The organism is Hymenobacter sp. APR13 (assembly GCF_000737515.1).
Classification (GTDB): Bacteria; Bacteroidota; Bacteroidia; order Cytophagales; family Hymenobacteraceae; genus Hymenobacter.
The window spans coordinates 2,988,566-3,014,137 of the sequence record NZ_CP006587.1 but is presented as its reverse complement, the minus strand read 5'-3'; the positions used below and the strand labels follow the sequence as shown (position 1 = coordinate 3,014,137).

Genomic DNA, 25,572 nt, shown 5'->3' with positions numbered 1-25,572 from the left:
ATGATGTCGTAGATACAAACTTAATCTACGATTTTTTTCGTAATATCTATAAAGCAACAAAAAAGCCGGCTGTAATAGCCGGCTTTTCGCGCACTAACTCTCTATTCAACAAGCACCTGTCAGACCACTACCGCCCATGCGCCTCACCCCGGCGGCGCGTGAGCGTGACGCGGGCCCGGTGACAGATGCCGCCCAGCGGCGGGTTGAACTTCGACACGCTGACCTTCACGGAGCGCACGTGCGGAAACTCCAGCAGCACGCGGTCCAGCACGCGGTGCCCGACGTGCTCCAGCAAACGCGCCGGGGCCAGCATTTCCTCGGCCACCACGCGGTAGAGCACTTCGTAGTTCACGGTTTCGTGGAGCTTGTCGGAGGCGCCGGCGGCGTGCAGGTCGGTGCGGATGTAGAGGTCGACGCCGTACTTGTTGCCGATTTTCTGCTCCTCATCGTAGTAGCCGTGAAACGCGAAAAACTCCATGCCTTCCAGTGCAATCTGGCCCATGTGGTATAAGTTGAGAGGGTGAATGTGTGCCGTATGCTCCAACAAGCGGCCTGCCGAGGCAGCGTTGCTGCCGAATGCTGCCACAGCGCGCCGCCGAAGCCGGCCAAAAAAAACGCAGCCTCTCCAAAGGAAAGGCTGCGCAAGGTCGGCTACAAAATCCGTGAAATCCGACTACTCCGCAAAATCAGTGATTCTGCAGCAGCGTTCTAGATTTCGTCGAAAAACGATTTCTCGGCCGTTACGGCCGCGGCTTGCATCACCGGCTGGTCGGTCTGGCCGGGGTGCATGGGCTGTACCGGCTGCGGAATCTCCGGCTGCTCGGTGCGGCCGGGCCGCACGTCGGGCTGCACATCGGGGTTGGGGGCGCCGGGCACCGGGGAGCCGGGACGCTCAATTTCGGGGTCGGGCTGGTTGGGCTTATTAGGCTGGCTGGGCTGCTCGGGTTTTTCCGGCTGGCCGGGCTCGGGCTGCTGGCCGGGCTTGGGGTTGTAGGCGCCGGGCTGGGCCGTGGGACGGGCCGCCGGAAAAGCCGGGGCCGAGCCGCCAAACGAAGCAGCAGAACCGCCGGCCACAGCCGCGGCCGACGAAGTAGAAGCAGTGGAAACGAACATGGGGGCAGAGTTTTCAGGTGAATCGGACGAGGTCCGGGTCACTTTTACGCTGGCTGCCCGCGAAAGGATGGCCGCCGTGCTGGCTTTGGGCCGGGCCTTGGCTTTTTCCACCTTGTCCAGCGCATCGGAGGCCAGGTGGTGCAGGTCGCGCACGAGGCTGTCGAGCTGGGCTTCGAGGCGCTGGCACTCCTGGCCCAAGCCACTCACTTCCTTCTGCATCTCGGCCACTGTTTTCTCGGCCTGCTGATAGGCGTCTTCCACCAGGAGGCGGGCTTTCTGGCGGGCGTCGGCCAGCAGCTGCTCGGCTTTCAGCTGGGCTTCGCGGATGCGCAGCTCGGCGTCGCGCTGGGCCTGCTCGGTGATGCTGTTGCCGGTGTCTTCGGCCGTTTTGAGGGTGCGGTAGAGGCTGGTTTCCACCTCGCGCATCTTGCTCACGTCCTGGGTGGCGTGGTCGAGCTTCACGCGCAGCTCGCGGTTTTCGTCGCCCATCCGCTCCCACTGCTGCGAAAGGGTGAGCAGAAACGCCTGCACTTCGTCCTTATCAAGGCCCCGGAAGGCTTTTTCAAAGGTTTTCTGACGGATATCGAGGGCCGTAATTTTCATAGGAGTGGGGAGTAGAAGTGGGCCGGCCAGATGGATTCTGCCAGCAGGCACCCGCCGCGGCCTAACGGCAACAGCCGTCGGACCGGTGGCCGGTTGCGCCATCTAAACGACGATGTGCCAACATCAGCATATAACAACCGGCAGACAGCTGCTTTCGGACCGGGACCGGAGTGACAACCGTGCTGGCGGTTAGCTTCCGCTGCTCAGCTGCCACACGGCCAGGCTGCGGTCGTCGCTACACGAAACTAGCCTATTCTGCCTTCCCGGCCAAAACAACTTGTTGACGGAGGTGCCGTGGCCGGCGTGCCGCGCTTTGTCCAGCACGCGCAGCAGCTGCAGCGTTTCGGCGTCCCAGAGCTTGATGCTTTTGTCCATGCTGCAGGTGGCCAGCAGCGAGCCGTCGGGGCTGAAGGCGAGGTGGTTGATGGTGAACAGGTGGGCCACAATGCTGAGCTGCTCGGCGCAGTCGGCGGCCAGGTCCCAGCGGCGCAGGTGGGCATCGCGGCCGGCCGTGAGCAGGTAGCGGCCATCGGGCGAGTAGGCGGCCGTGAAGATGGAATTGGTGCCGCCCTCCCACTGCCGCCGCACGGCCAGCGAGTCGGCGTCGAGCAGGCGCAGCTGCCAGTCGGAGCCGCCTACGGCCAGCTCGTTGCGCTCCTCATTCAGGGCCAGGCAGCGCAGGCTTTTGTCGGAGAGGCGGAGAAGGGTTTCCACGCGCCAGTCGGGGGCGCGCAGCACGGCCAGAGTACCGTCGCCGAGGGCCACGTACAGCCGCTGCCGGACTTCGGAATACACCATATCGAAGATGGCCGCCGGCGGCAGGGCCGTGGCAAATGCCAGCTTCTTCTCGCTCAGACTAATGCCCTGCACGCCCTGGAAATTATGGCCGATGAGCAGCAGATCCAACTGCGGCAGGTGCAGCAGGGCGTACACCGAGTTTTCCACCTTCGCCACCAGCTCGCCGTCCTGCGCATCCTCCGCGGCGCGCCAGGCGGCCACCAGGCCATCGGCGCCGGCCGAGTAGAACGTGTCGGAGCCGGGAGTGCCGGCCAGGGTATAAACGCAGTCGAGGTGGCCGGTGAGGGCCGTGAGCTTGTGGGCCTGCGGACGGTGGAGAAACGGCATAAGCGGATAGAAGAAGCGGACAAAGGTAGGCAGGTAGCCCAGGCTTTCATGTAGCATAGGCTTTAGCCTGTGCCGGCCCAGGTAGCTCCAGCTAAAGTCTGTCCTCCCAGATCGGCACAGGCTAAAGCCTATGCTACATGCCTACCTTTGCCCCATGCCGCTTCACTCCCTCACTCCCCTATCCGGCCAGGCGCTGCTGGGCTTGTGGCAGCTCACCGAGCCGCCGGAGGCGCTTTGGCCGCTGCTGCCGCAGCCGCTGCACTACACGGCCCGCTTCCCGCAGGGCCGCCACGAAGACCGGGCGCGGCAGTGGCTGGCGGGCCGGGTGCTGGCCCACCAGTTGCTACGCGAACTGACCGACGCCCCCGCCACCCTGCACAACGACGCCAACGGCCGCCCGTTCTTTGCCGAGCTGCCCGCCTGGGGCGTGTCGTTGTCGCACTCTGGCGAGTGGGTGGCGGCGGTGGTGGCCCGCGACGCCGCAGTTGGCATAGATATTGAATTGGAACGCCCCAAAGCCCTGAAGTTGGCGCCGCGGTTTCTATCGGAAGCCGAACGGGCCGACGCCGGCAGCGACGCCGCCAAGCATAGTGTGTACTGGAGTGCCAAGGAAACACTGTATAAGCTGCATAGCCGCCGGGGTCTGGTGTTCAAGGAGCAATTGTTGCTCGACCCGTTCAGGCTGCGGGAGGCAGGTGTGTTGACGGGACACCTGCTCCTCGAAAACTCCCGCAGCCAACACCAGATCCACTATCAGCGCCCGGCTCCCGATTACGTACTAACTTACTGCGTGGAGTAACTGAGTAGTGGAGTAGCTGAGTAATTTGTTCTTAGAGCCAACAAATTACTCAGCTACTCCACTACTCAGTTACTCGCTACTCAGCTACTCCTTTACTCAGTTACTCTCTCCCATGTCCATTCGCCGAATTTCCATCCTGGCTGCCGCCACGCTCCTGTTTTGCACGGTTGCGGCTGTTGGGGTGGCCCGGGCCCAGGGCGGGCGCACCGTCAGCGACTTCAGCCTACGCAGCGCCACCAACACCGAAGTAGCCCTGAAAAGCTACGCCGGCAGCAAGGCCGTGGTGGTGGTGTTCCTCAACCCGAACTGCGCCTACTCCAAGCTCTACCAAAACCGGCTTGCTGCCCTAAACACGCAGTTCAGCGGCCGGGGCGTGCAGTTCCTGTTCATCAATGCCCCCATCAACCTCGAAGCCAGCGCCGACATAGCCGAGGCTGAGAAGCTGAAAATCAAAGCCACCGCCGACCTGCCCCTGCTCACCGACGAAGGCCAGAAGGTCAGCGCCCTGCTGGGAGCCACCAAAACGCCCGAAGTGGTGGTGCTGCAGCCCGTAGGCGACGGGTTTGCCGTGCGCTACAAAGGTGCCATCGACGACAACCCGCTGGTGGAAAGCGACGTGCAGGAGCGCTACGTGCAGCAGGCCCTCACCAACCTGCTGGCCGGCCGCCCCGTGGGCGTAGCCGACAAGCGCGGCGCCGGCTGCCTGATCAAGCGCAACTAGCTGCCCCTCCTACAATAGCCTAACGGGCCGGTCGCGCCACTGAATATCAGTGGCGCAACCGGCCCGTTTTCGTTTACTGGGTGCTGAAAACAGCGTTTCCGCTGTAAGCTAGTGCTTACTTGGCCGCCCGGGCCGCAATCAGCTCCAGCACGGTGGCCAGGTCCCGGTCGTGGCCCTGCACGAGGTCGGCGGCGGAGTACGTGACGGGCACGGTAGGCAGTACGCCCCGGCCGGTATCGGGGCCGGCGGGCACCTGGTGCACCACCCGATACACCGGGAATTGGACGAGCTGCCCGGTTTCGGGCAGCTGTAGCCGCCCCGAGAGCATGGCGTTGGAGCCGGCCTCGCCGCCCCCGGTTTCCTCGCCTACCACCGTAGCGCCGGCGCGGTGCTTGAGGTAGGCGGCCACGTAGCTGGCCATCGAGAACGTACCACCATTGGTGAGGACGTATACCGGCCCGTTGTAGTGCAGCTGGCGGCTCGGCCGGAACCGGAACACAAACTGGTGGCGGCCCCGCTGCCAGGTCTGGAGCGGGTTGGTGCTCATCAGGCCCGGCGTGGCCCGCTCCCAGAAGCCCATTGCCAGCTGCCGGCGCACCCGGCGCTGCTCGGGGCCGGTTTCAAACACAAACTGAAACGGGGCCGGCAGCAGGTAACGCAGCAGCGCATTGCCCCCGAACGCCTGGCCGCCGCCGTTGTCGCGCAGGTCGAGCACCAGGGCGCGCACCGGCCGTTGCTGCAGCGCCCGGAAGGCGGCTTTGTAAAACGACTTCTGCGAGCCGCTGAGCGTGTTCAGGTCCAGTACCGCCACCGATGAGTCCTGGGGTAGCAGGCGCAGGCTGTTGCTGCCGTGGCGCTGCAGCAGCCGGCCGGGCGCGGGCTGGCGGGCGGCCCGCGCCTGCAGGTTGGCCTGGGCGGTGTCCACGTCGGCTGCCGTCAGGCGGAGCGTCCGCTCGGTGCCGTTGGCGGCACGCACCTGCAGCACGTGTTCCTCGGGCAGCCCGAAGGCGTTGGCGTAGTAGGCGTAAGTGTTGCGGCGCACGGCATTGAGGGCGTGCGTCTGGTTGAGGCCATCGGAGGGCACCTGGCGGAGCATGCCCTGCAGCACCTCGGGCGCCGGGCGCTGGTTGAGGGCCAGCACTTCGTCGCCGGGCTGCAGCAGGCCGGGGCGCAGGCCGGGCGTGGCTACCACCACCAGGCGCCCCGCTACCGGTGCCAGCTGCAGCGGCAGCACAAACGGCGTAGCGCGCTTGGCCGCTGCCTGCGAGGCTTCCGAGGCCTGAACCGCGGTATGGCCGCAGCCCAGCGCCGCTACGTAGGGCCGCAGCAGCGCCCGAAACTCCCGCTCGGTGAGGGGCTGCGTGAGCTGAGCCTGCACTGCGGCCGCGCAGGAGTCGAGGTAGGCGGGCGAATGATAGGTGCGGGCGCCCAGGTGGCCGGCCTTCACGGTTTGGTGCAGCACCTCCAGGTCGTGGCGGAGCTGGGCGGGGGCAAACTGGCGGGTAAGGGCCGAAACAGGTGCGGCCTGCTGGGCAAGGGCGGGGGCGGCGATGCCAAAGCCGCTCAGCAATACACTCAAAAAGCGAGAAGAGAAACCCATGGCACAGAGGAAGTCTGGTTGATGGGAGCAAGATATAGGCGCACCTCAATATACGCCGGCGAATTCCACTGAAGCGCACGAAAAAGCCTCCGAACCGTAGATTCGGAGGCCTGACCGGCAATTGAGTAAGCAGCCGGGGCTACTCTTCTTCCTCGGGCGCGTCCGGCGGTGTGGCCGGCTCGTCGGTGAGGATGGTAAGCAGCTGGGCCACTTCGGTGGCCTTGGCCGGCTCCTGCAGCTTCTCGAAGCTGAGCTGCAGGTTGCGTAGCGCGCGCCGCACGATATCGAGGTGCGAGCAGGGCTCGTAGAAGATGTCGTTGGACGTGAGGTTGAGCTGCACGATGTAGTGCTCGATGTCGGTGCGGGTCAGGATCAGGCCCCGGTTGTAGCAGTTGATGTAGAACGGCTCGATAAGGGGCGTTTCGGGGCGGAAGGTGAGCACGAACAAGTTGGGCAGGTTCACACCGAACACCGGCAGCTCCAGGCGCTGGGCCACCAGCAGATAAATCACGCACAGCGTGAGCGGGTTGCCGCGCCGGGTTTCCAGCACGCGGTGCAGCATGGAGTTGGCCGGCGAGTGGAAGTTCTGAGTATTGGCCGCAAACTTATGCACCCGAAACAGCACGTGGTTGAGCGCCTGCACCTGCTCAGTAGGCAGCATATCGGGCCGCAGCAGGGTCCAGACCTCGAAGCGCAACTGCTCGATGGCCTTGTTGAGGCTCTGCAGGTCGGCGTCGGGGTATTGGTAGGAATTCAGCAGCCACATGCCTTCCAGCAGGTTTTCGCCGCCCGAGTCGCGCCACACGCGCAGGCGCTGCTGCAGGCCTTCAAACTGCAAATGGTGGATCAAATCTTCGAGGCGCTGCTGCTGCTGCGAGTCGAGGGTTTCTTCCCAGCTTTCTTCCAGAAACGGAATGATGGTTTCGCCCAGGCTCTGGATTTTCTCCTGAATCTGCGGGGCAATTTCCGGATCGTCGAGCAGGGAGATGAGGGCTTTGATTTCTTTATTGGTCATGGAGCGGCGGGAGCAGCGGCAGCGGGGCGGCAGAAGTCAGAAAGAGCAAAGAAACGCATCCGGCGCGTGAGTGCCGCACGTGGCTATCCGGAAATAACAGCCAGCCCGGGCCGATTTGTTCAGTTGGCAGCAGTTTTAGCCACGCAGGCAGCCGTTCAGTTCTTTTGTACCAAGGTTGCGGCAACATCAGCCTACGCCAACTGGCCCGACGGATTCCGGCCGTCGGGCCAGTTGGGCCGTTGCATCTGCCATATCCCGCACTGCGGCATAGTGTTCTGCCGCAGTGCGGCTGAGTGCTTACCGAAACAGATTGGCTTTGGCCAGTTCCAGTATTTCGTCGCCGCGGCCGCTCATGATGGCTTTAAGGGTGTAGAGGCTAAATCCTTTCACTTGAGCCGCCTCGATGGTAGGCGGCATGGAAAGCTCGGCGCGCTTCACCACGGCATCCAGAATTACGGGGCCAGGGTGAGCCAGCATGGCGGCAATGGCGGCGGGCAGCTCGGCAGGGGCTGAAACGCGGATACCGCGCACGCCGGCGGCTTCGGCCAGGGCCGCGAAGTTGGGGTTTTCCAGCTCGGTGCCGTATTCCAGAATGCCGGCCGCCTTCATTTCCAGCTCCACGAAGCCCAGGCTGTTGTTGTTGAAGATGACGATTTTGACCGGCGTTTTCAGCTGTTTCAGCGTCAGCAGCTCGCCCATCAGCATGGCGAAGCCCCCGTCGCCAGCCAGCGCAATTACCTGCCGGCCGGGGTACGTAAGCTGGGCGCCCAGCGCCTGCGGCATGGCGTTGGCCATACTACCGTGATTGAAGGAGCCAATGAGCCGCCGCTGGCCGTTGAAGCGCAGATAGCGCGCCGCCCAGATGGTGGGCGTGCCCACGTCGCAGGTGAAAATGGCGTCTGCGGCGGCCTGCTCGTTCAGCAAGCGCGCCACGTATTGCGGGTGCAAACTGGTGTCGCCGGCCTCGCCGGTGGCCAGGTCGTCGAGGTCTTGGCGGGCCTCGCGGTAGTTTTCCTGGGCTTTCTCTAAATGCGCCCGGTCGCGCTTGTGGTTGAGTAGCGGCAGCAGAGCTTGCAGCGTAGCCGCCACGTCGCCCACCAGCCCCACTTCCACCCGTGCCCGCCGCCCGATATGCTCACCGCGCAAATCAATCTGCACGGTGCGAGCATCCTGGGGCAGAAACTGCTGGTATGGGAAGTCGGTGCCGAGCATGAGCAGCGCGTCGGCGTCCATGAGGGCGTGGTAGCCGGAGGTGAAGCCCAGCAGGCCGCTCATGCCCACGTCGTAGGGGTTGTGGGGCTCCACGTATTCCTTGCCGCGCAGCGCGTGCACCACCGGCGCACCCAGGGCTTCGGCGGTTTGCAGCAGCTCGGCGTGGGCCTCGGCGCAGCCGGCCCCAGCCATAATGGTCACACGGCTGCAGGTGTTGAGCAAATCGGCGGCGGCACGCAAATCCTCCAAGTCGGGCACCAGCCGGGCCCGGTTGCGCAGTATGGGCAGGCGTGGCTCCGGAGCCTCGGTTTTTTCGTGGCTGATGTCGCCGGGAATCACCAGCACGGCCACACCGCGCTGCGTGAGGGCCGTCTGAATCCCGATTTCGATGCAGCGCACGGCCTGGTCGGGGTGGGCAATCAGCTCACAATAGGCGCTGCACTCTTTGAACGTGTTTTCGGGGTGGGTTTCTTGGAAATACTGACTGCCGATTTCCGCGCTCGGAATCTGGGCGGCCAGGGCCAGCACCGGCACGCGGCTGCGGTGGCAGTCGTAGAGGCCGTTGAGCAGGTGGGTGTTGCCGGGGCCGCAGCTGCCGGCGCACACGGCCAGCGCGCCCGTAAGGTGGGCTTCGGCGCCAGCCGCAAACGCGCCGGCTTCCTCGTTGCGGACGTGTATCCACTCGATGCCGTCGCGCTTGCGGATTTCTTCGGTGATGCCGTTGAGCGAGTCGCCCACCACGCCATACACGCGGGTCACGCCGGCGGCCAGCAGGGTATCTACCAGTATTTCAGAGACGGTTTTCTTCGCCATAGTCTTCAGAATTGGGTTCGAAGGCTATACGGCAGATTGTGCGAACGGGCCAGTTATGGGGCTGGCTTATTCGGGTTTGCGGCCCAGGTACTCGTCGGTGAAATGCGCCCGGTGCGGCTCCTGCGCAAACTTATCGGCGTTGTACGCCGCCGACGTGCCGCGCGGAATCGACAACGACTGCCACTGCCCCGCCCGCACCAGCTTCCCGATAAACACGATTTGCCCCACGTGGTACGGGTAGTGCGCCAGCTGCCGGTTGATGGCCTCCGTGACGGTGTGCCCCTGGTTGCGGATGTACACCGGCTGGTCCCAGTTGTCGGGCGTGAGCGAGTCGAGGGCGGCCAGCAGGCAGCTCCAGCCTGCTTCCCAGCGCGCCAGCACCTCGGTCCGGGTGCCCAAGTCGTTATCGAATTCGGCCTCGCGCTGCCGCCAGGGCTTCTCGCCGTCGGTGGTCAGAAAATCGGTCCAGCGGGAGAGCATATTGCCCCACAGGTGCTTCACGATGGTGGCCACGCTGTTGCTTTCGGCGTTGGGCTGCCAGAACAGGGCCTCGTCGGGCAGTTGGGCAAACGTCTGGTCGCCGAGCAGCTTGTAGTACTCAAACTGCTTGCGGACGCTGGTGAGGTAGTCGGTATCCATGATTGCAGGCGGTGAAGGACGACAAGCCGGGCTACTTCTTCAGGTACTTCCGCGACGCCACCACCCGAAACTCGGGGTCGTCGGCGAAGATGCTGTTCAGGGAGCCGATGTGCGCCGCCCCAAACAGGGCCAGCACCCGCTTCGGGCGAACCTGCATAGCCTGCGTCACGATGTTGGAGTAGATTTTATAGTCGCGGTTTTTGAACACCGATATCAGCTCGGCCCCGATGTATTTCGGGTTGACGAAAGCCGTGTCCACCATGGCGTCGGGGTTGGTGAAGCGCCCATTCACGACCCGCGCCGGCGTGATGTAGCGCAGCCGGTACGCCAGGTTGTATACCTGCGGCTGGTTGAGGGCTACGAGGTAGTCGTGCAGGGAAAGCTGGCCGTTTTGCAGCGCGGCTTTCTTCTCGCCCGATACTTTGCTGAGCTCCGCGCCGGCTGCCTGGTACAGCTCAATGTTCTGGCCGGTGCGCAAAATGCCCTGCGACGTGCCGCCCGGCGCATTTGCGCAGTAAATCCGGGGCAGCTGCAGCTGCCGGCCCAGCCGGAACGCCAGCTGGTACACTTCGCTCCGGCCATCGGGCAGCGTGGTCAGGTCCAGCTTGTCCTGCCGGTACAGCGCGTAGAGGCTGTCGAGGCGGGGCTGCTCTTCGGGCAGACGTTCCACCACCACCATATCGGGCCGGTATTTGGCCAGAGCCGCCACGAAGCGGGCCGCATCGCGCTGGCCCGGCGCCGTAAGAACATCGGTGTTGGGGCTGTCTTTGCGGTAGAGCTGGCTCAGGTGGTCGGAGCCCACCATCATCACCTCGGCGGGCGGCGCCGACTGGGCGAAGCTGGTGGCGCGAAGCGCGAGAAATGCAGGAAGCAGTATAGGTATTTTCATAGTGCGATAGATAAACAAAACATACAGGTAGGAGCCGAAACCGGCCGACTCCGGTGATTACATCACATAGATAGATAATTTTCCGGCCCTCAGTGTAAGCAGCTGAGCCGGATAACAGATGGCCCCAACGGCCGGCCTTAGTCCATGACCAAGGCCGTTACCTGCTGACTTCGCCAGTACGCCGACAGGTCCCGCAGCAGCTGCAGCTCCTGGGCCGACTGAATCACGACCGGAAACGCCGCTTCCCGCGCCGCGCTCTTGTAGGTCAGCACAATGTTGCCAGCGCCCGAGCTTACGCCGCGCCCCCGCACCGCGCCAGCATACTGGTCCGACGTCACGACAATGCTTTTCAGGTCCCGGACCGCAATAGTCTGGTTGGCCAACAGCACCAGGTCCTGGCTCAGTTGGATGGTGCCCGGCGCCTGCCGCGGCCCCACCGAATTACCCGCGCAGCTTTCAGCAGGTAGAGCAGCGCCACAACCAATAGCCAGGCGGCCGACGCTGCGCCCGCTGCCCACAGCAGTGCCTGCAATGGGCCAGACAAGCCGCGGGTACCGGTGGTAGCGGCCCGCTCGCCCATCACCCGGGCTCCAAAGGCCGCCATAGCAAATGCGCCCAGCAGAAAAATCCCCGTGTAATGCACGGCCTTCACCCAGCGGGGTGGTTCAGCGCGCAACAACAAGCTTACCGGTTCAGCCATACAGCCATTCTGAATATACCTGAGTGGAACAAGGCCCATCATGTCGGCTGAAGCGGGCGGGTTCTGAAGACACTGTTGAAACGACGAGTGCAGATATGGGCCCGGCGGGCATGTCGGGCTGCAGCCGCGGGCTTACCGTTGCGCTTTCTTCCATTCCCTGAGGCCAACTACATCTTTGCGGACTGTTCTCAGCCATTGGCGGCCATATTTTTCCGTCAGGTAGTGGAACACCTGCTGGTTGTACAACACCACGCATTCCTTCACCGACCCTGTACAGCCTTCTTCGCGGTAGAATACGCCGTAGGAATTTTCAAATACAGTGTCTGCTGCAAAGGATTGCGGGGCAAACCCACTCTGCAAAATCAGAAACGGCAAGTGGTTGGCAATATCTGCCGCAGCCAACGAGGCGGCCCTACTACAGTCGGCGCTGGAGAAGGTCAGCTGGCTGGCGCCCGACGCGTTTGCTTCCGCGTCTGTCACTAGCCGGCGCTGACTGAACGCCACCGCTGGCACCAGCAGCCACAAGCCGATAAGTTGCACCGTGTTGAATACCCGCATGGCTGTCATCCTTTACACTCGAATCATGCTACCAGTATATTTCTTTTCCAACAGACGCGTGGTTATCGGCGTTGACACCCTGGGAAGTGGCGTCGCAGAGTTTCGGCAGCCGCGCCCGGCTGCCTGGAGTATAGCCTGCGCCGTTTCAGCCTCATAGGAGGTCGAGAGTCCTCATCATCAACCAGTCAATGAGCTACCCATAACAGTAACGGCCCGCCGCTTCGAGGGAAGCGGGCGGGCCGAATGTAGTTACAGTAGTCTAAACCCTGAAAATGACAATTCCCCTATTGCCCATTAGCCAGTATTGCCGCTAGTACAATTGGCGCGCAAAGGGAAATACTTAGCAGCATAATGCTAACTATTCCGTCCACGTACCAACAGAACTCAGGTGGCTTTGTATCCCATCTATCGGCCACAATCAGGTGGCGGCCGGTCAGTATCCGAACGACTGTATTCAACACCAAGAAGGCTAGCAGAAAACAAAGTGGTGCAAATAAACCAAAGCTACTTCTAGCTTCAAAAGTACCAGTCGCTCGAAGTCCTACAAAGATTAAAACCGATGCCATTATTAGGTGGCTCAGAAAAACGTATGCCTTACGCAAAGAGTTGTACGGCTTCGCAGATGGGTCTAGCTCGAAAAAACCATTGCACATATAAAGTACATAGCCGTAGCCAACAATTACGCTGATGATGCTGGCTGTGCTCATTCTAGTTGTACATACTCAATTTTGAAAGCGGCATACCAAGTGTAATTACATACAATCAGTTACCATTTCACGCATTTAGGCTCACACCTGAATCACGCCCACATTGTACGCCTTTTCAATCGGCGCGTGGTTGGCCATGCTGATACCCTGGGAAATGACTTTGCGGGTTTCCAGCGGGTCGATGATGGCATCCACCCAGAGGCGCGCGGCGGCGTAGTAGGGCGAGAGCTGCTCGTCGTAGCGGGCTTTGATGCGGTCCAGCAGCTCCTTCTCGGCTTCGGGCGTGATGACTTCGCCTTTGGCTTTCAAGGACGCTACCTGAATCTGCAGGAGCGTGTTGGCGGCGGCGGCGCCGCTCATCACGGCCAGCTGGGCCGTGGGCCAGGCGACGATGAGGCGCGGGTCGTAGGCTTTGCCGCACATGGCGTAGTTGCCGGCGCCGTAGCTGTTGCCGATGACCACCGAGAACTTGGGCACCACGGAGTTGGCCATGGCATTCACCATCTTGGCGCCGTCCTTGATGATGCCACCGTGCTCACTCTGCGAGCCCACCATGAAGCCCGACACGTCGTGCAGGAACACCAGCGGGATGCGCTTCTGGTTGCAGTTCATGATGAAGCGCGCCGCCTTATCGGCCGAGTCGGAGTAGATGACGCCGCCCATTTGCATGGCGCCTTTTTTGGTCTTCACGATTTTGCGCTGGTTGGCCACGATGCCCACGGCCCAGCCATCAATGCGGGCGAGGCCGCAGAGCAGCGTCTGGCCATAGAGGTCCTTGTAGGGCTCGAACTCCGAATCATCGACCAGCCGGTTGATGATGTCCATCATGTCGTAGGGCTTGGCACGGTCGGCGGGCAACAAACCCAGGATTTCAGCGGGGTTTTCCTTGGGGGCGGCGGGCGTTTTGCGCGAGAAGCCGGCCGTAGCGTGGCCGCCCAGCTTGTCGAAGATGTTGCGGATGTGGTCCAGGCACTCCTCGTCGGTGCTGAACTTGTAGTCCGTCACACCCGAAATTTCGGAGTGGGTAGTAGCGCCGCCCAGCGTCTCGTTGTCGATGGACTCGCCGATGGCCGACTTCACCAGGTAGGAGCCCGCCAGGAACACCGAGCCGGTGCCGTCCACAATCATGGCCTCGTCGCTCATAATCGGCAGATAGGCCCCGCCGGCCACGCACGGGCCCATGATAGCGGCCAGCTGCACGATGCCCATGCTGCTCATCACGGCGTTGTTGCGGAAGATGCGGCCGAAGTGCTCCTTATCGGGGAAGATTTCGTCCTGCATGGGCAGGTACACGCCCGCCGAATCGACGAGGTAGATGATGGGCAGCTTGTTTTCGATGCTGATTTCCTGGGCCCGCAGGTTTTTCTTGGCCGTAATCGGGAACCAGGCCCCGGCCTTCACGGTGGCGTCGTTGGCCACTATCACGCACTGCCGGCCCTGCACCCAGCCAATGACTACCACCACGCCGCCCGAGGGGCAGCCGCCTTCCTCCTTATACATCCCCTCCCCCGCAAACGCCCCGATTTCCACGGTTTCCGAATCCTTATCGAGCAAATACTCGATTCGCTCCCGAGCCGTGAGCTTGCCTTTGGCCTTGTGCGCGGCAATACGCTTCTCGCCGCCGCCAAGGGCCACTTTCTCCAGCCGCATTTTCAGCTGGAAGTTGAGTTGTTTGATGCTGTCTTCGTTTTTGTTGAATTCGAGGTTCATTGGGGGTGGGAATGGGTGGGGTTGTTTGGCTATCCTGAATTAGGACAGAATAGCCAAGCATAGATGATGGAGCAACAAAAAATCCGCCCCTTGCGGGGCGGATTCAAAGGTAAGAGGAATGCCGTTTGCGGCAGATACCTACTTGATAGTCGTTTTGGTTTCGGTTTCCGTCGTGGTGCCGTTGGGCTTCACGGTCGTGGTTTCCACCTCTTTCTTGGCTTTGTCCTTGCCACCGCCAAATACCGAGAAATGCACGTAGCGCTTGGGATTAGCCTGGAAATCGGTGAGCAGCGTGTTGGTGCTGGCAGCCGTGGCGTTGAGGTTGTTGTAGAGCGTGGTATCGTTCATCAGCTTACCCAACGAACCTTTCTGATCCGACAGCGAGCGGTTGAGCGTGGTCATGGTGCCTTGCGCCTCCGTCATGGTAGCGTTGAGCTTGCGCATGGCCGGGCCCACGGGGGCATTCTTCAGCGAGTCGCTGAGGGTGGAGAAGTTGCTGGCAATCCGGTCGAACTTGGCGCTGGTTTTATTTAGCTCCGAGGTCAGACGGGCCATGTTGGTGGTAATCTGGTTGATGTTGCGCTGGTTCATGATCAGCAGATTCTTCAGGGCCTCGGTGCTGCCTTGGGCGTTAAGCAGCGTGGCCTGCAGGCTTACTTTCGCCTCTTTGCTCAGGAAGCCGTTCACCTTAGTCAGCGTCGAGTCGACGGTGCCCAGCACGGGTAGCGCTTTAGCCTGGAAGGCGTCGGTGATGCTGGCCACGGTGTAGGACTTCAGTTCCTCGCCCCCATCATATATTTTGGAGTTGCGGCCCAGAAACAGCGTAATGGTTTTCGAGCCCAGCAGCGAGCCGCTCAGGCTGGCCACCGTCGAGTCGCCGACCACCACATCCTTTTGCAGCTCCACGGCCACCTTCACCTTATTGCCTTCTTCCGGCAGCAGGCGCATTTCCTTCACCTGGCCCACTTTCACGCCGTTCAGAATCACGGGGTTGCCCACTGTGAGGCCGTCCACATTGTCGTAGCGGGCATAGTACGTGTGGTCCGAGGAAAGCAGGTTGCTACCCTTCAGGAAATTAAAGCCCAGGTACAACGCTACCAGGGCCACGATGCCCAACAGGGCTACTTTGATTTCTTTCGACACGGTGGTCAAGGGTTAGTGAGAGGCGAGAGAAGACCGCTGCAACGCATGGTCTGGCAGGTTATTCCCCATTCATGGCCTCCAACTCGTTTTTATAGTCGCGGAAGGCCCGGAAGATACCCGAGGCCATATACGACTGATTGGTCTTATCGTTCAGGTAGGCTTCTTCCTGGCGGTTGGTCAGGAAGCCGGATTCGATGAGCACGGCTGGCATGGTGGATTTCCAGAGCACCAGAAAACCGGCCTGCTTCACCCCGCGCGAGGTGCGCTTTACGGTCGTGCGGAACTGCTTATCCACTTTTTGGGCAAACCGGATACTGTTGACGATATGGGCACTCTGGTAGAGCGAAAACAGGATGTGGCTCTGCGGCGAAGTCGGGTCGAAGCCGTTGTAGCGTTCCTTATAGTTGTCTTCCTGCAGAATTACGGCGTTTTCGCGCTTGGCCACCGACAGGTTGGCGTCGGTCTTGTGCGGGCCCATGGTCCAAACTTCGGTACCGTAGGCACCAGGGGCCGCGGCATTGCAGTGCACCGAGATGAAAAGGTCGGCATTGTGTTTGTTGGCAATGCCTGCGCGGTCGGCCAGCTCTACAAACACGTCGGTTTTGCGGGTATATACAACCTTTACGCCCGGCATGGAATCCTCTATCTGCCGGCCCAAGGCCAGAATGATTTTCAGGGCCACGTCGGCTTCGCGGGCTTTCACGCCGGCGCAGCCGCGGTCTTTGCCGCCGTGGCCGGCATCGAGCACCACGGTCCGCAGGCGGTAGCCCTGCGGCTTAGTTGAAAGAACAGGACGTGGGGTCGGGCCTTCCGGCGCTACCGCCGCCGGAGCACCAGAAAAACAGAGTAACCCCAGCAAACACAACGTGACAATATTCCGCACAGACTTCGTTAGTGAAGAGCAGCGACGCGCTACCTTTGCAAACCGCCACAAAATAAACGAATAAAACTACGTGGCCGTACCCGAGCCCTTGCCGACCGATACGATTATTTTTATGCGCGGATTTATTCTGCGGAGCCTACGGGCTACCGGGCCAGCTGTGTTGTGCCTGCTGGCGGCACTCGGACTATTGAATTTCACGGCCCGGGCGCAGGCCCCTACCCCGCGCCGGCAGCAGGCCACCTCGGTCCCCGCCGACGTGCGCCGCCCCGCTCAGATTCTGCGCGCCGACACCACCCGCTCGGGGCTGCAGCGCCCCCGCTCCGGCACCGCTGCCGACACCAGCGGCCTGGTGCGCCGCGGCAGCACGCCTGACTCGCTGAATGTGGCCGCCGGCGCCCGCAAAGGCGGCGTGGAAACCACGGTGAAATATGCCGCCAAAGACTCCATCCGGTTTGTGGTGGGCGAAAAAAAGGCCATCCTGTATGATGCCGCCAGCGTGAACTACGGCGAGATGGACCTCAAGGCTAACCGCATTACCGTCGACTACAGCAACAACCTGCTCACGGCCGAAGGCACCCAGGACTCCACCGGTAAAACCCGCGGCCGCCCCGTATTCAAGAACGGCGCCGAAACCTACCAGGCCGGCCGCATCAACTACAATTTCAAGAGCAAGAAAGGCAAGATTGCCGACGCCGTAACCCAACAGGGCGAAGGCTACCTGCACGCCGAAACCATCAAGAAAAACCAGTTCAACGAAATCTACGGCCGCAACGGGCGCTACACCACCTGCAACCTCGAGCACCCGCACTTCTACATCAACGCCAGCAAGATGAAGGTGATTCCGGGCCAGAAAGTGGTGACCGGCCCCTTCAACCTGGTGATTGGCGGCATCCCCACGCCGCTGGGGCTGCCGTTCGGCTACTTCCCCTCGCCCAGCTCCACCCGCGCCTCAGGCCTGATTATCCCTACGTTCGGGCAGTCCACGGACCGCGGCTTCTTCCTGCGCAATGGCGGCTACTACTGGGCTGCCAACGACAACATCGGCGTGCGATTCACCGGCGACGTCTACTCGGGCGCGGGCCAGCAGTTCGGTGGTTGGCGCGGCCAAGCCGAGATGCAGTACATCAAGCGCTACCGCTACAATGGCCTGCTGAGCTTCGAGTTTTCGTCAAGGCCCGCCGAGCGGCTGCTACAGGAAGACGGCGTGACGGCCTCAGGCGCGGTGTTTCGGCAGCCTCGCAGCCCCAAAACATTGTGGTTGCGCTGGAGCCACTCGCCTACCCCGCGTCCCGGCGGCGGCCGGTTTTCGGCCAGCGTGCAGGCCGGCAGCTCCGACTTCAACCAGCAGAACTCGTTTGAGCCGCGCCGCTTCCTGACGCCGGCCTTCTCCTCCACCATCAGCTACAGCAAGCAGTTGCGCAACGCGCCCATCAACTATTCGCTGAACCTGAGCCAGACCCAGAACACACAAACCGGCGAAATGAGCTTCGTGCTGCCCGACGCCACGGTGCAGGTGGCGCGGCAGTATCCGTACCAGTGGCTGGGCATTTCACCGAGCGGCAAATTCTACGAGCAGCTGTCCTTCTCCTACTCGCTCACGGGCCAAAACAAGGTTACAAATACCCAGGCGGCGCGGCAGCTGTCGGGTGTGCCGCTGCTGGGTGGCACCAACGCCGGCAGCGTCATCCCTATCAAGCTCGAAAATATTGCGACTCTGCTGCGCAACTCCCAGACTGGCCTGCGCCACGACTTCCAGATTCAGCTGGGCAGCTACAACGTGCTCAAGCACATCAACGTCAGCCCGGCCGTCAGCTACAACGAGGTCTGGTATTTCAAGCGCCTCGACTACAGCTTCAACCCCGTGGCTCAGGCCATTAGGGTAGATACCACCACCAGCTTCAACCGCCTCTACACGGTATCAATGGGCGTCAACCTGGGCACCAACTTCTACGGCACGCTGGTACGCAAGGGCACGCGCAAAATCCAGGCAATCCGCCACAAAGTCACGCCCAACATCAGCTACCAGTACGCGCCCAACGCCAACCCTGACTACCGCCAGAGCCTCAACCTGCCGCTGGGCACCAGCCTCGACGGGCAGGGCCGCCTGGTGGATTCGCGCATCTTCTCGCGCTACGAAGGCTTCCTGTACGGCACGCCCGCTGGGCAGCGCCAGAGCCAGGTGAGCTTCTCGCTGCAGAACGCCGTGGAAATGAAGGTGCGCAACAAGAACGACACCACCGGCACCACGCCGTTCAACAAAGTCAGTTTGATTGACGGCCTCGACTTCAACACCGGCTACAACTTCCTGGCCGATTCTTTACGTCTGCAGCCGCTCAGCGCCACGTTCCGGACACAAGTGGCGAAGAAGCTTAGCATCAACATTACTGCTTCCCTTGATCCTTACCAGCGCGACACGGCCGGACGCACCATCAACAAGTACCTCTTCGATCAGCAGAGCCGCCGCTTGGCGCGCCTCACGTCGGCCTCGCTGCAGATGAACTACCAGTTCAACCCGGCCCAGAACCCGAACAAGAAAAGCAACGTGCCCCGTGCCGTAGCCCCCGTCAACGACCCTACGCTCGGCAACCCCAACCCCATCAACCCCTACGAGGACTACGTGGATTTCGAGCTGCCCTGGGAAATGACCACCGGCTTCTCCATCCTCTACGTCGACCCGGGCGTGCGGCCTTCGCGTGGCACCTATGTGCGCACCCGCGCCTTCACCACGGCCGCCCTCAACCTGAGCGGCTCCGTAAAGCTGACCAGCAACACCCGCGTCGGCTACACCACCAACTACGACTTCATCAACAAAACGCCGGCCTTCACCTCGCTGGACATCTTCCGCGACCTACACTGCTGGCAGATTACGGCCAACTGGCGCCCGTTCAGCGGCTACGGCCAGGGCTACTTCGTGACCATTGCCGCCAAGTCGTCGCTGCTGCAGGATCTGAAGCTGAACCGCAACCGCACGTTCCTGAACTACTAACGTAGCACGCAGTAGCGCGAACTTGATAGTTCGCGTCCCCGAGCCGTTGGAATCGTTCGAACGGCGTGGGGGCGCGAACTGCAAAGTTCGCGCTACTGCTGTGCCAGCCCTGGGCGTGCGTAGCGGCTGCGTTTGGCCGGCTTATTTCTGAAAAATCCGCAGCTTTGACCTGCGGCTCCGGCCGGTACTTTTCTGTTTGCACCTCCCCACGCTCCTAATACCCTCACAACCATGTCTCAGCACAAAGAAGTCAAGCTCGTGACCACCCATCAGTTGCTGGCCATGAAGCAGCGCGGGGAGAAGATTTCCATGCTCACCGCCTACGATTTCTCGATGGCCACCATTCTCGACGGTGCCGGCATCGACGTGCTGCTCGTCGGCGACTCGGCCTCCAACGTCATGGCCGGCCACGAAACCACCCTGCCCATCACCCTCGACCAGATGATCTACCACGCCCAGAGCGTGGTGCGGGCCGTGAAGCGCGCCTTTGTGGTGGTGGATATGCCGTTTGGCTCCTACCAGGGCAATTCGTCGGTGGCGCTGCAGTCGGCCATCCGCATTATGAAGGAGTCGGGCGGGCACGGCATCAAGCTGGAAGGTGGCGCCGAAATCAAGGACAGCATCACCCGCATCCTCACGGCCGGCATTCCGGTGATGGGCCACCTGGGCCTCACTCCCCAAAGTATTTATAAATTTGGCACCTACACCGTGCGGGCCAAAGAGGAAGCCGAGGCGCAGAAGCTCATCGAAGATGCCCTGCTGCTGGAAGAAATCGGCTGCTTTGCCCTGGTGCTGGAGAAAATCCCGTCCTCACTGGCCAAGCAGGTAGCCGAGAAGCTCACCATTCCGGTCATCGGCATCGGCGCCGGCCCCGACGTAGACGGGCAGGTGCTGGTAGTGCACGACATGCTGGGCATCACCAAAGAGTTCAAGCCGCGCTTCCTGCGCCGCTACGCCGACCTGGGCGACATCATGCACGAAGCTGTGCAGCGCTACATTCAGGACGTAAAAAGCCGCGACTTCCCCACCCAGGAAGAAGCGTATTAAATTAATTAGTAATGAGTAATTAATAATTAGCAATTAGGGCTACTCCTACGTATCGTTTCTGCGCTGTGATGCAGGAAAAGGCACTTTCGAGCAATTCTTAATTACTAATTATTAATTATTAATTCTCCCCAAGTGAATCGTCCGAATCTGTGGTCGGAACAGAAGGAAATTCTGTTCGAAGACAACCATCTGCTCGTCATCAACAAGCCCGCCGGCCTGCTCGTGCAGGGCGACGCCACCGGCGACGAGCCCCTTTCGGCCAAGGCCGAGGAATACCTGCGCTTCAAGTACAAGAAGCCCGGCGCCGCCTTCGTGGGCGTGGCGCACCGCATCGATAGGCCCGTGAGCGGCATTGTGGTGATGGCCAAAACCAGCAAAGCCCTGAGCCGCCTCAACGAAATGTTCCGCGACAACAAAATGCACAAGACCTACTGGGCCCTGACCGGTATGTGCCCCAACCCGCTCAGCGGCCACCTTACGCACTGGCTGGTCAAGGACCCCATCCGCAACACCACCAAAGCCTACCCCGAGCGCCACGGCCAGGGCCTGAAATCGGAGCTGGACTACCAGGTACTGGGGCAGGCCGGCAACCGCTGGCTGCTGCAGGTGAACCCCATCACGGGCCGCCCGCACCAGATCCGGGTGCAGCTGAGCACTGGCCTGGGTACGCCCATCGTCGGCGACGTGAAGTACGGCTTCATTGCTCCGCTGCCCGACGTGAGCATCGCCCTGCACGCCCGCCAACTGGAGCTGCAGCACCCCGTCACGAAGGAAAACATGGTGCTGGTAGCGCCCCTACCCGACATGCCGCACTGGGAAGCGGCGCAGGCCTACTACTAGAGGTCCGATTGTAAAAAGTGAGAGGTGAGCCTTTCGTTCTGTAGTCCAAGTGGTCCAACAGCACGAAGAGCTCACCTCTCACTTCTTATAGGCTGACCTTTCATCAGCGCCAATCCAACAACATTTTGGCCTTTTATATAGCAAAATTGCGCTGCCGCCGGGTGTGGCCGTAGTTTTGTAAAACGGCTTCTGAACTAAACCGTGATGTTCGGGTTTTTGCGCTCAGACACTACAGCCGTCCCTGCACTGCTTCTAATCCCTTTCGGCCCATGGCAATTCTCGTTTTCTTCATTGCCCACTACTACCTCTCGCTGTTCACGCAGACATTCTACCTGCACCGCTACGCGGCGCACAAGATGTTCACGATGAACAAGTTCTGGGAGAAGTTCTTCTTCCTGTTCACCTACATCTGCCAGGGCTCCTCGTTCCTGTCGCCGCGGGCGTACGCGCTGTTGCACCGCATGCACCACGCCTACTCCGACACCGAGATGGACCCCCACTCGCCTCACTTTTCCTCGAATGCTTTTTCGATGATGTGGAAGACCAAGGTGATTTACAACGAAGTAGTGCTCGACAAGCACGACGCCGCCAAGCGCTTTGAAGGCGACACGCCCGAGTGGAGCTGGCTCGACAAGTTCGGCGGCACCGTGTATTCCCGCCTGGGCTGGGGCACAGCCTACGTGCTGTTCTACATCAACTTCGCCACAGCTTGGTGGCAGTACCTGCTGCTGCCGGTGCACTTCCTGATGGGCCCAATTCACGGCGCCATCGTGAACTGGGGCGGCCACAAGTACGGCTACCAGAACTTCGACAACCACGACAAGTCGCGCAACACGCTGCCCTTCGACTTCCTGGCTTTCGGCGAGCTGTTCCAGAACAACCACCACAAACTGCCCATGCGCGTCAACTTCGGCGTGAAGAAGTGGGAGCTGGACCCCACCTACTCGGTTATCTGGCTGCTCGATAAGGCGCGCATCGTGAAGGTGAAGCGCAAGTGGCAGGAATCGGTGCCGATGGCCGCTTAACTCCAGATATTTTGTTTGCCCTGAAAAGGCTGTTGCTGACCGGCAACAGCCTTTTCTGTTGCTAGGCAAGGATGCCCCGAACGGGCAGGCACTGGTTGAATCTGTGTAATCCTTTCAATCTGCAAAATCTGTGATTACCTTTGCACCTCATTTTCAACCAGACGCACGAGTTGCGTCGCTTAACCAACCCGGTTTATGGCAGTTAAAATCCGCCTCGCCCGTCGCGGCCGCAAAAAGGCCGCTCAGTTCGACATCGTTGTTGCCGATTCGCGCGCTCCGCGTGATGGCCGTTTCATCGAGAAAATCGGTACCTACGACCCCAACACCAATCCTGCTTCCATCAACTTCGATGGCGAGAAGGCGTTTGACTGGATCATGAAAGGTGCCCAGCCTACCGACACGGTACGTGCTATGCTCTCTTACCGCGGTGTGCTCTACCGCAAGCACCTGCAACTGGGTGTTATCAAAGGCGCTATTTCGCAGGACGTAGCCGACCAGCGCTACAACGACTGGAAAGAGCAGAAAGACGCTAAAATCGAAGGCAAGCGCACCAACCTCGGCACCGCCAAGGAGGAAGCTCGCAAAGCTGCCCTGGCTGCTGAGACCAAAGTGAAGGAAGCCCGTGCTGAGGCTATCCGCAAGAAAAACACGCCCGCCCCAACGGAAGCTCCGGCTGCTGAAGGCGAAACCACCGAGGCAGAAGTTACGGCCGAAACCACGGACGAAGCCGGCGCTTAGTTTTCTGGTGAATAAGGTATTAGGTGATTAAGTGATTAGGAGTTCTTCAGCCGGCCTGGCTGGGGTCTTTTACCACTTAATCACCTAATTCCTTACTTGCTTAACCACCTCTCCATGACACTCGACGACTATTATCAGCTGGGCTCCATTGGGAAGCCACACGGCCTGAAAGGGTTTGTGGTGGCCTTCCTCGACGTGGACGACCTGCAGGCTTACCGCAAGCTGAAGTCGGTATTGCTGGAGATGCCCACGGCACCCGGCAAGCTGGTGTCATATGATGTGGAGAAGCTGCAGCCGCAAGCCAACGAGCGGGCCCTGCTCAAGCTCAAAGGCATCGACCGGATTGAGGAAGCCGAGCCCCTGCGCAACGCCAAGCTCTACCGCCCCCTGCAGGAGCTGCCGGCGCTGGCCGCCGACCAGTTCTACTTTCACGACGTCATCGGCTACACGGTGCTCGACGCGAAGTTGGGCACGCTGGGCATCGTAGAAACCTTCTACGAGCTGCCCCAGCAGGACGTGCTGGCCATGCGCTACCAGGGCCAAGAAGTGCTGATTCCGGTGGTGGACGAGTTGGTGTCGCACGCCGACCAGGCCACCAAGACGCTGCACGTCACGCTGCCCGAAGGGCTGCTGGACGTGTATCTGCTGCCTTCCTCGCGCGAGCAGGACGAGCCCGACGAAACCGAAGAAGCCTAGTTCCGGCCATCATGCGCATCGACATCGTCACGTGCCAGCCGGATTTGCTGATCAGCCCCTTCGCGCACTCCATCGTGAAACGCGCGCAGGACAAAGGGCTGGTGGAAATCCATCTGCACGATCTGCGCCGCTATGCCATCAACAAGCACGGCCAGATTGACGACTATGTGTTTGGCGGCGGCGCCGGCATGGTATTGCGGGTAGAGCCCATTGCGGCCTGCTTCGATGCCCTGCTGGCCGAACGCAGCTACGACGCCATCATCTACCTCACGCCCGACGGGGAAACCCTGCGGCAGCCTCTGGCCAACCGCCTCTCTCTGGCGGGCAACCTGCTGCTGCTGTGCGGGCACTACAAGGGCGTAGATGAGCGGATCCGGCAAGCCTACATCACCCACGAAATCAGCATCGGCGACTACGTGCTGAGCGGGGGCGAGATGGGCGCGGCGGTGCTCGTGGATGCGGTGGTGCGGCTGTTGCCGGGCGTACTGGGCAACGAAGAATCGGCGCTCAGCGACTCGTTTCAGGACAACCTGCTGGCGCCGCCTGTGTACACCCGCCCGGCGGAGTGGCGCGGGCTGCCGGTTCCGGAAATCCTGCTCTCCGGCAATACCCCCAAGATTGACGTCTGGCGGCACGACCAGGCGCTGGAAAGAACCCAGCACCGCCGCCCAGACCTGCTAAATGGCTAGCTGAATTGAATGGTTGACTAGTTACCCAGTTGCCTGCCCCTTGAACGGCCAAGCATTCAGGTATTTACCCATTCAATATTTCAGCTTGCAATCCTAAAAACAGAGGGCTATATTTGCACCTCTTTACCCGAAACCCCAGACGGCGCGGCCGTCCTTCACAGTTTTTTCAGCCATGAGCGTACTACTCGATTTTATTCAGCAGGAATCCCAGGAGCGCCGCGCCAGCTTCCCCGCCTTTGCTGCCGGCGACACCGTTAACGTACACGTTAAGATTCGCGAGGGCAACAAGGAGCGCATTCAGCAGTTCCAGGGCGTTGTAATTCAGCGCAAAAACAGCAACTCCAACGGCGAAACCTTCACCGTTCGTAAGATTTCCAACCAGATCGGTACCGAGCGTATCTTCCCCCTGCTGTCGCCTAACATCGACAAAGTGGAAGTAATCCGTCGCGGTAAAGTACGTCGTGCCCGTCTGTTCTACCTGCGTGGCCTGTCGGGCAAAGCAGCTCGTATCAAGGAGAAGCGTCGCACGGTGGTTGCCGCTTAAGTCTTTCGACTTTCCTATACCGGCAACGGCCGGCTTCTCCCAGGAGAAGCCGGCCGTTGCTTTTTTGTTGCCTACCGTTGGTGTGCTCGTCTCTGGCTGGGAAGCCATTCAGGAAGCTATACAATAGACTAGAACGTCATGCAGAGCGCAGCGAAGCATCTCGCATGCTGATACAAGAGTATTATTGCAACGTCAGCATGCGAGATGCTTCGCTGCGCTCTGCATGACGTTCTATCGTGTTCTGAATGCCTTTTTAGGCACAAAAAAAGGCGCTTCCTTTCGGAAGCGCCTTTTTAGCTATCAAGCAGCCAGCTTGCGCTTACTCGGCCGGCTGGGCGCCCGACATCTGCTTGGCGGCGGCGCTCAGGGCTTCGCCCAGCTTGGTCACGCGCTCAGCGGTGTTGGGGTTTTCGGCGAATACGGCCGATTTGGTGGTATTGGTGCCGAGGCGGGCCAGCAGCTTGCCTACCAGGTCCTTGTCGATACCGCCACCGTTGAAGTGGGCCTTCAGGTCCTGCAGGTCTACTACAATCTGGTGCAGCTCGGGGTTGTTGACATCCTTCAGATCTTCAATCCAGCGCTGGAAGTGGTTGTCGATACCGGAACGGTCAGCTTCTTCCTGCAGGTCGCTGCCGAGGATTTTTACGGCGCCGTCGAGGTGGTTCTGGTGCTGGGTGTCGTCTTTGGGCTGCTTATGGAATGACATGTCGGAGAAATTTGGCTGCCGGCACTAGGCGGCAGGGTGAAACGTATGGGCCAACAAACGCAAGGGGTTAA

Annotated in this window: 25 protein-coding genes; 10 read left to right on the top strand and 15 right to left on the bottom strand. The window is 60.9% G+C overall.

Translation table 11 applies throughout. From position 1 onward, the window contains the following. Positions 1-127: 127 nt before the first annotated feature. The 3 genes from folB to N008_RS12695 all read right to left on the bottom strand — a co-directional run bounded on the left by folB (position 128) and on the right by N008_RS12695 (position 2,841). The gene (gene folB, locus N008_RS12705; RefSeq protein WP_044016486.1) at positions 128-502 is read right to left on the bottom strand and encodes a dihydroneopterin aldolase; all 375 of its coding nucleotides are present in this window, start codon (positions 500-502) and stop codon (positions 128-130) included. A gap of 206 nt (positions 503-708) precedes the next feature. Next, on the bottom strand, positions 709-1,716 hold the full coding sequence (locus N008_RS21660) for a DivIVA domain-containing protein (protein ID WP_052381503.1): 1,008 nt from the start codon (positions 1,714-1,716) through the stop codon (positions 709-711). A 189-nt stretch (positions 1,717-1,905) separates the two neighbouring features. Continuing rightward, on the bottom strand, positions 1,906-2,841 hold the full coding sequence (locus N008_RS12695; RefSeq protein ID WP_044018712.1) for a WD40 repeat domain-containing protein: 936 nt from the start codon (positions 2,839-2,841) through the stop codon (positions 1,906-1,908). Between the two features lie 154 nt (positions 2,842-2,995). Here N008_RS12695 and N008_RS12690 point away from each other — a divergent pair, with 154 nt between their 5' ends. Then, positions 2,996-3,640, top strand: coding sequence for a 4'-phosphopantetheinyl transferase superfamily protein (locus tag N008_RS12690; RefSeq protein ID WP_044016484.1), 645 nt, complete (start codon positions 2,996-2,998; stop codon positions 3,638-3,640). A 112-nt stretch (positions 3,641-3,752) separates the two neighbouring features. Beyond that, entirely contained in the window at positions 3,753-4,361 is a 609-nt protein-coding gene (locus N008_RS12685) for a redoxin domain-containing protein (protein WP_052381502.1), read from the top strand. Between the two features lie 115 nt (positions 4,362-4,476). On the opposite strand, the gene N008_RS12680 is transcribed toward N008_RS12685, so the two are convergent. The 11 genes from N008_RS12680 to N008_RS12630 all read right to left on the bottom strand — a co-directional run bounded on the left by N008_RS12680 (position 4,477) and on the right by N008_RS12630 (position 16,230). Further along, entirely contained in the window at positions 4,477-5,961 is a 1,485-nt protein-coding gene (locus N008_RS12680; protein WP_081910778.1) for a S41 family peptidase, read from the bottom strand. Positions 5,962-6,100: 139 nt separating this feature from the next. Continuing rightward, positions 6,101-6,976, bottom strand: coding sequence for a transglutaminase-like domain-containing protein (locus N008_RS12675; protein WP_044016480.1), 876 nt, complete (start codon positions 6,974-6,976; stop codon positions 6,101-6,103). A gap of 297 nt (positions 6,977-7,273) precedes the next feature. Next, entirely contained in the window at positions 7,274-9,001 is a 1,728-nt protein-coding gene (gene poxB / locus N008_RS12670; RefSeq protein WP_044016477.1) for a ubiquinone-dependent pyruvate dehydrogenase, read from the bottom strand. A 66-nt stretch (positions 9,002-9,067) separates the two neighbouring features. Beyond that, a complete protein-coding gene (locus tag N008_RS12665) occupies positions 9,068-9,640 on the bottom strand; it encodes a DUF1572 domain-containing protein (protein WP_044016476.1) in 573 nt (190 codons plus the stop codon). A gap of 31 nt (positions 9,641-9,671) precedes the next feature. Then, on the bottom strand, positions 9,672-10,529 hold the full coding sequence (locus N008_RS12660) for a DUF5694 domain-containing protein (protein ID WP_052381501.1): 858 nt from the start codon (positions 10,527-10,529) through the stop codon (positions 9,672-9,674). Positions 10,530-10,666: 137 nt separating this feature from the next. Beyond that, on the bottom strand, positions 10,667-10,912 hold the full coding sequence (locus tag N008_RS12655) for a hypothetical protein (RefSeq protein WP_156109297.1): 246 nt from the start codon (positions 10,910-10,912) through the stop codon (positions 10,667-10,669). A 17-nt stretch (positions 10,913-10,929) separates the two neighbouring features. Continuing rightward, positions 10,930-11,229: a hypothetical protein gene (locus N008_RS12650; protein ID WP_156109295.1), complete on the bottom strand. Its 300-nt coding sequence runs from the start codon at positions 11,227-11,229 to the stop codon at positions 10,930-10,932. Between the two features lie 132 nt (positions 11,230-11,361). Continuing rightward, a complete protein-coding gene (locus N008_RS12645) occupies positions 11,362-11,787 on the bottom strand; it encodes a hypothetical protein (RefSeq protein ID WP_156109293.1) in 426 nt (141 codons plus the stop codon). A 788-nt stretch (positions 11,788-12,575) separates the two neighbouring features. Beyond that, on the bottom strand, positions 12,576-14,204 hold the full coding sequence (locus N008_RS12640) for an acyl-CoA carboxylase subunit beta (protein ID WP_044016467.1): 1,629 nt from the start codon (positions 14,202-14,204) through the stop codon (positions 12,576-12,578). A 138-nt stretch (positions 14,205-14,342) separates the two neighbouring features. Beyond that, complete coding sequence (locus tag N008_RS12635) at positions 14,343-15,347, bottom strand: MlaD family protein (protein WP_071884617.1); 1,005 nt, start codon at positions 15,345-15,347, stop codon at positions 14,343-14,345. 58 nt (positions 15,348-15,405) lie between these two features. Further along, positions 15,406-16,230, bottom strand: coding sequence for an N-acetylmuramoyl-L-alanine amidase family protein (locus N008_RS12630; protein ID WP_410471192.1), 825 nt, complete (start codon positions 16,228-16,230; stop codon positions 15,406-15,408). 157 nt (positions 16,231-16,387) lie between these two features. Here N008_RS12630 and N008_RS12625 point away from each other — a divergent pair, with 157 nt between their 5' ends. The 8 genes from N008_RS12625 to rplS all read left to right on the top strand — a co-directional run bounded on the left by N008_RS12625 (position 16,388) and on the right by rplS (position 24,795). Continuing rightward, positions 16,388-19,216, top strand: coding sequence for a putative LPS assembly protein LptD (locus N008_RS12625; RefSeq protein WP_156109292.1), 2,829 nt, complete (start codon positions 16,388-16,390; stop codon positions 19,214-19,216). A 231-nt stretch (positions 19,217-19,447) separates the two neighbouring features. Beyond that, on the top strand, positions 19,448-20,263 hold the full coding sequence (gene panB / locus N008_RS12620; protein WP_044016464.1) for a 3-methyl-2-oxobutanoate hydroxymethyltransferase: 816 nt from the start codon (positions 19,448-19,450) through the stop codon (positions 20,261-20,263). Between the two features lie 132 nt (positions 20,264-20,395). Next, positions 20,396-21,103 carry an RluA family pseudouridine synthase gene (locus N008_RS12615; RefSeq protein ID WP_052381499.1) on the top strand — a complete coding sequence of 236 codons (708 nt, stop codon included), beginning with the start codon at positions 20,396-20,398 and terminating at the stop codon, positions 21,101-21,103. 269 nt (positions 21,104-21,372) lie between these two features. Next, positions 21,373-22,128 (top strand): acyl-CoA desaturase, encoded by a 756-nt coding sequence (locus N008_RS12610; protein WP_044016462.1) that lies wholly within the window; start codon positions 21,373-21,375, stop codon positions 22,126-22,128. Between the two features lie 195 nt (positions 22,129-22,323). Continuing rightward, complete coding sequence (locus N008_RS12605) at positions 22,324-22,866, top strand: 30S ribosomal protein S16 (protein WP_044016460.1); 543 nt, start codon at positions 22,324-22,326, stop codon at positions 22,864-22,866. A gap of 114 nt (positions 22,867-22,980) precedes the next feature. After that, positions 22,981-23,562: a ribosome maturation factor RimM gene (gene rimM, locus N008_RS12600; protein WP_044016459.1), complete on the top strand. Its 582-nt coding sequence runs from the start codon at positions 22,981-22,983 to the stop codon at positions 23,560-23,562. 11 nt (positions 23,563-23,573) lie between these two features. After that, complete coding sequence (gene trmD, locus N008_RS12595) at positions 23,574-24,251, top strand: tRNA (guanosine(37)-N1)-methyltransferase TrmD (protein ID WP_044016457.1); 678 nt, start codon at positions 23,574-23,576, stop codon at positions 24,249-24,251. Positions 24,252-24,423: 172 nt separating this feature from the next. After that, on the top strand, positions 24,424-24,795 hold the full coding sequence (gene rplS, locus N008_RS12590) for a 50S ribosomal protein L19 (protein WP_044016455.1): 372 nt from the start codon (positions 24,424-24,426) through the stop codon (positions 24,793-24,795). 319 nt (positions 24,796-25,114) lie between these two features. Here rplS and N008_RS12585 read toward each other — a convergent pair whose 3' ends face one another. Next, a complete protein-coding gene (locus N008_RS12585; RefSeq protein ID WP_044016453.1) occupies positions 25,115-25,501 on the bottom strand; it encodes a hypothetical protein in 387 nt (128 codons plus the stop codon). Positions 25,502-25,572 lie beyond the last annotated feature (71 nt).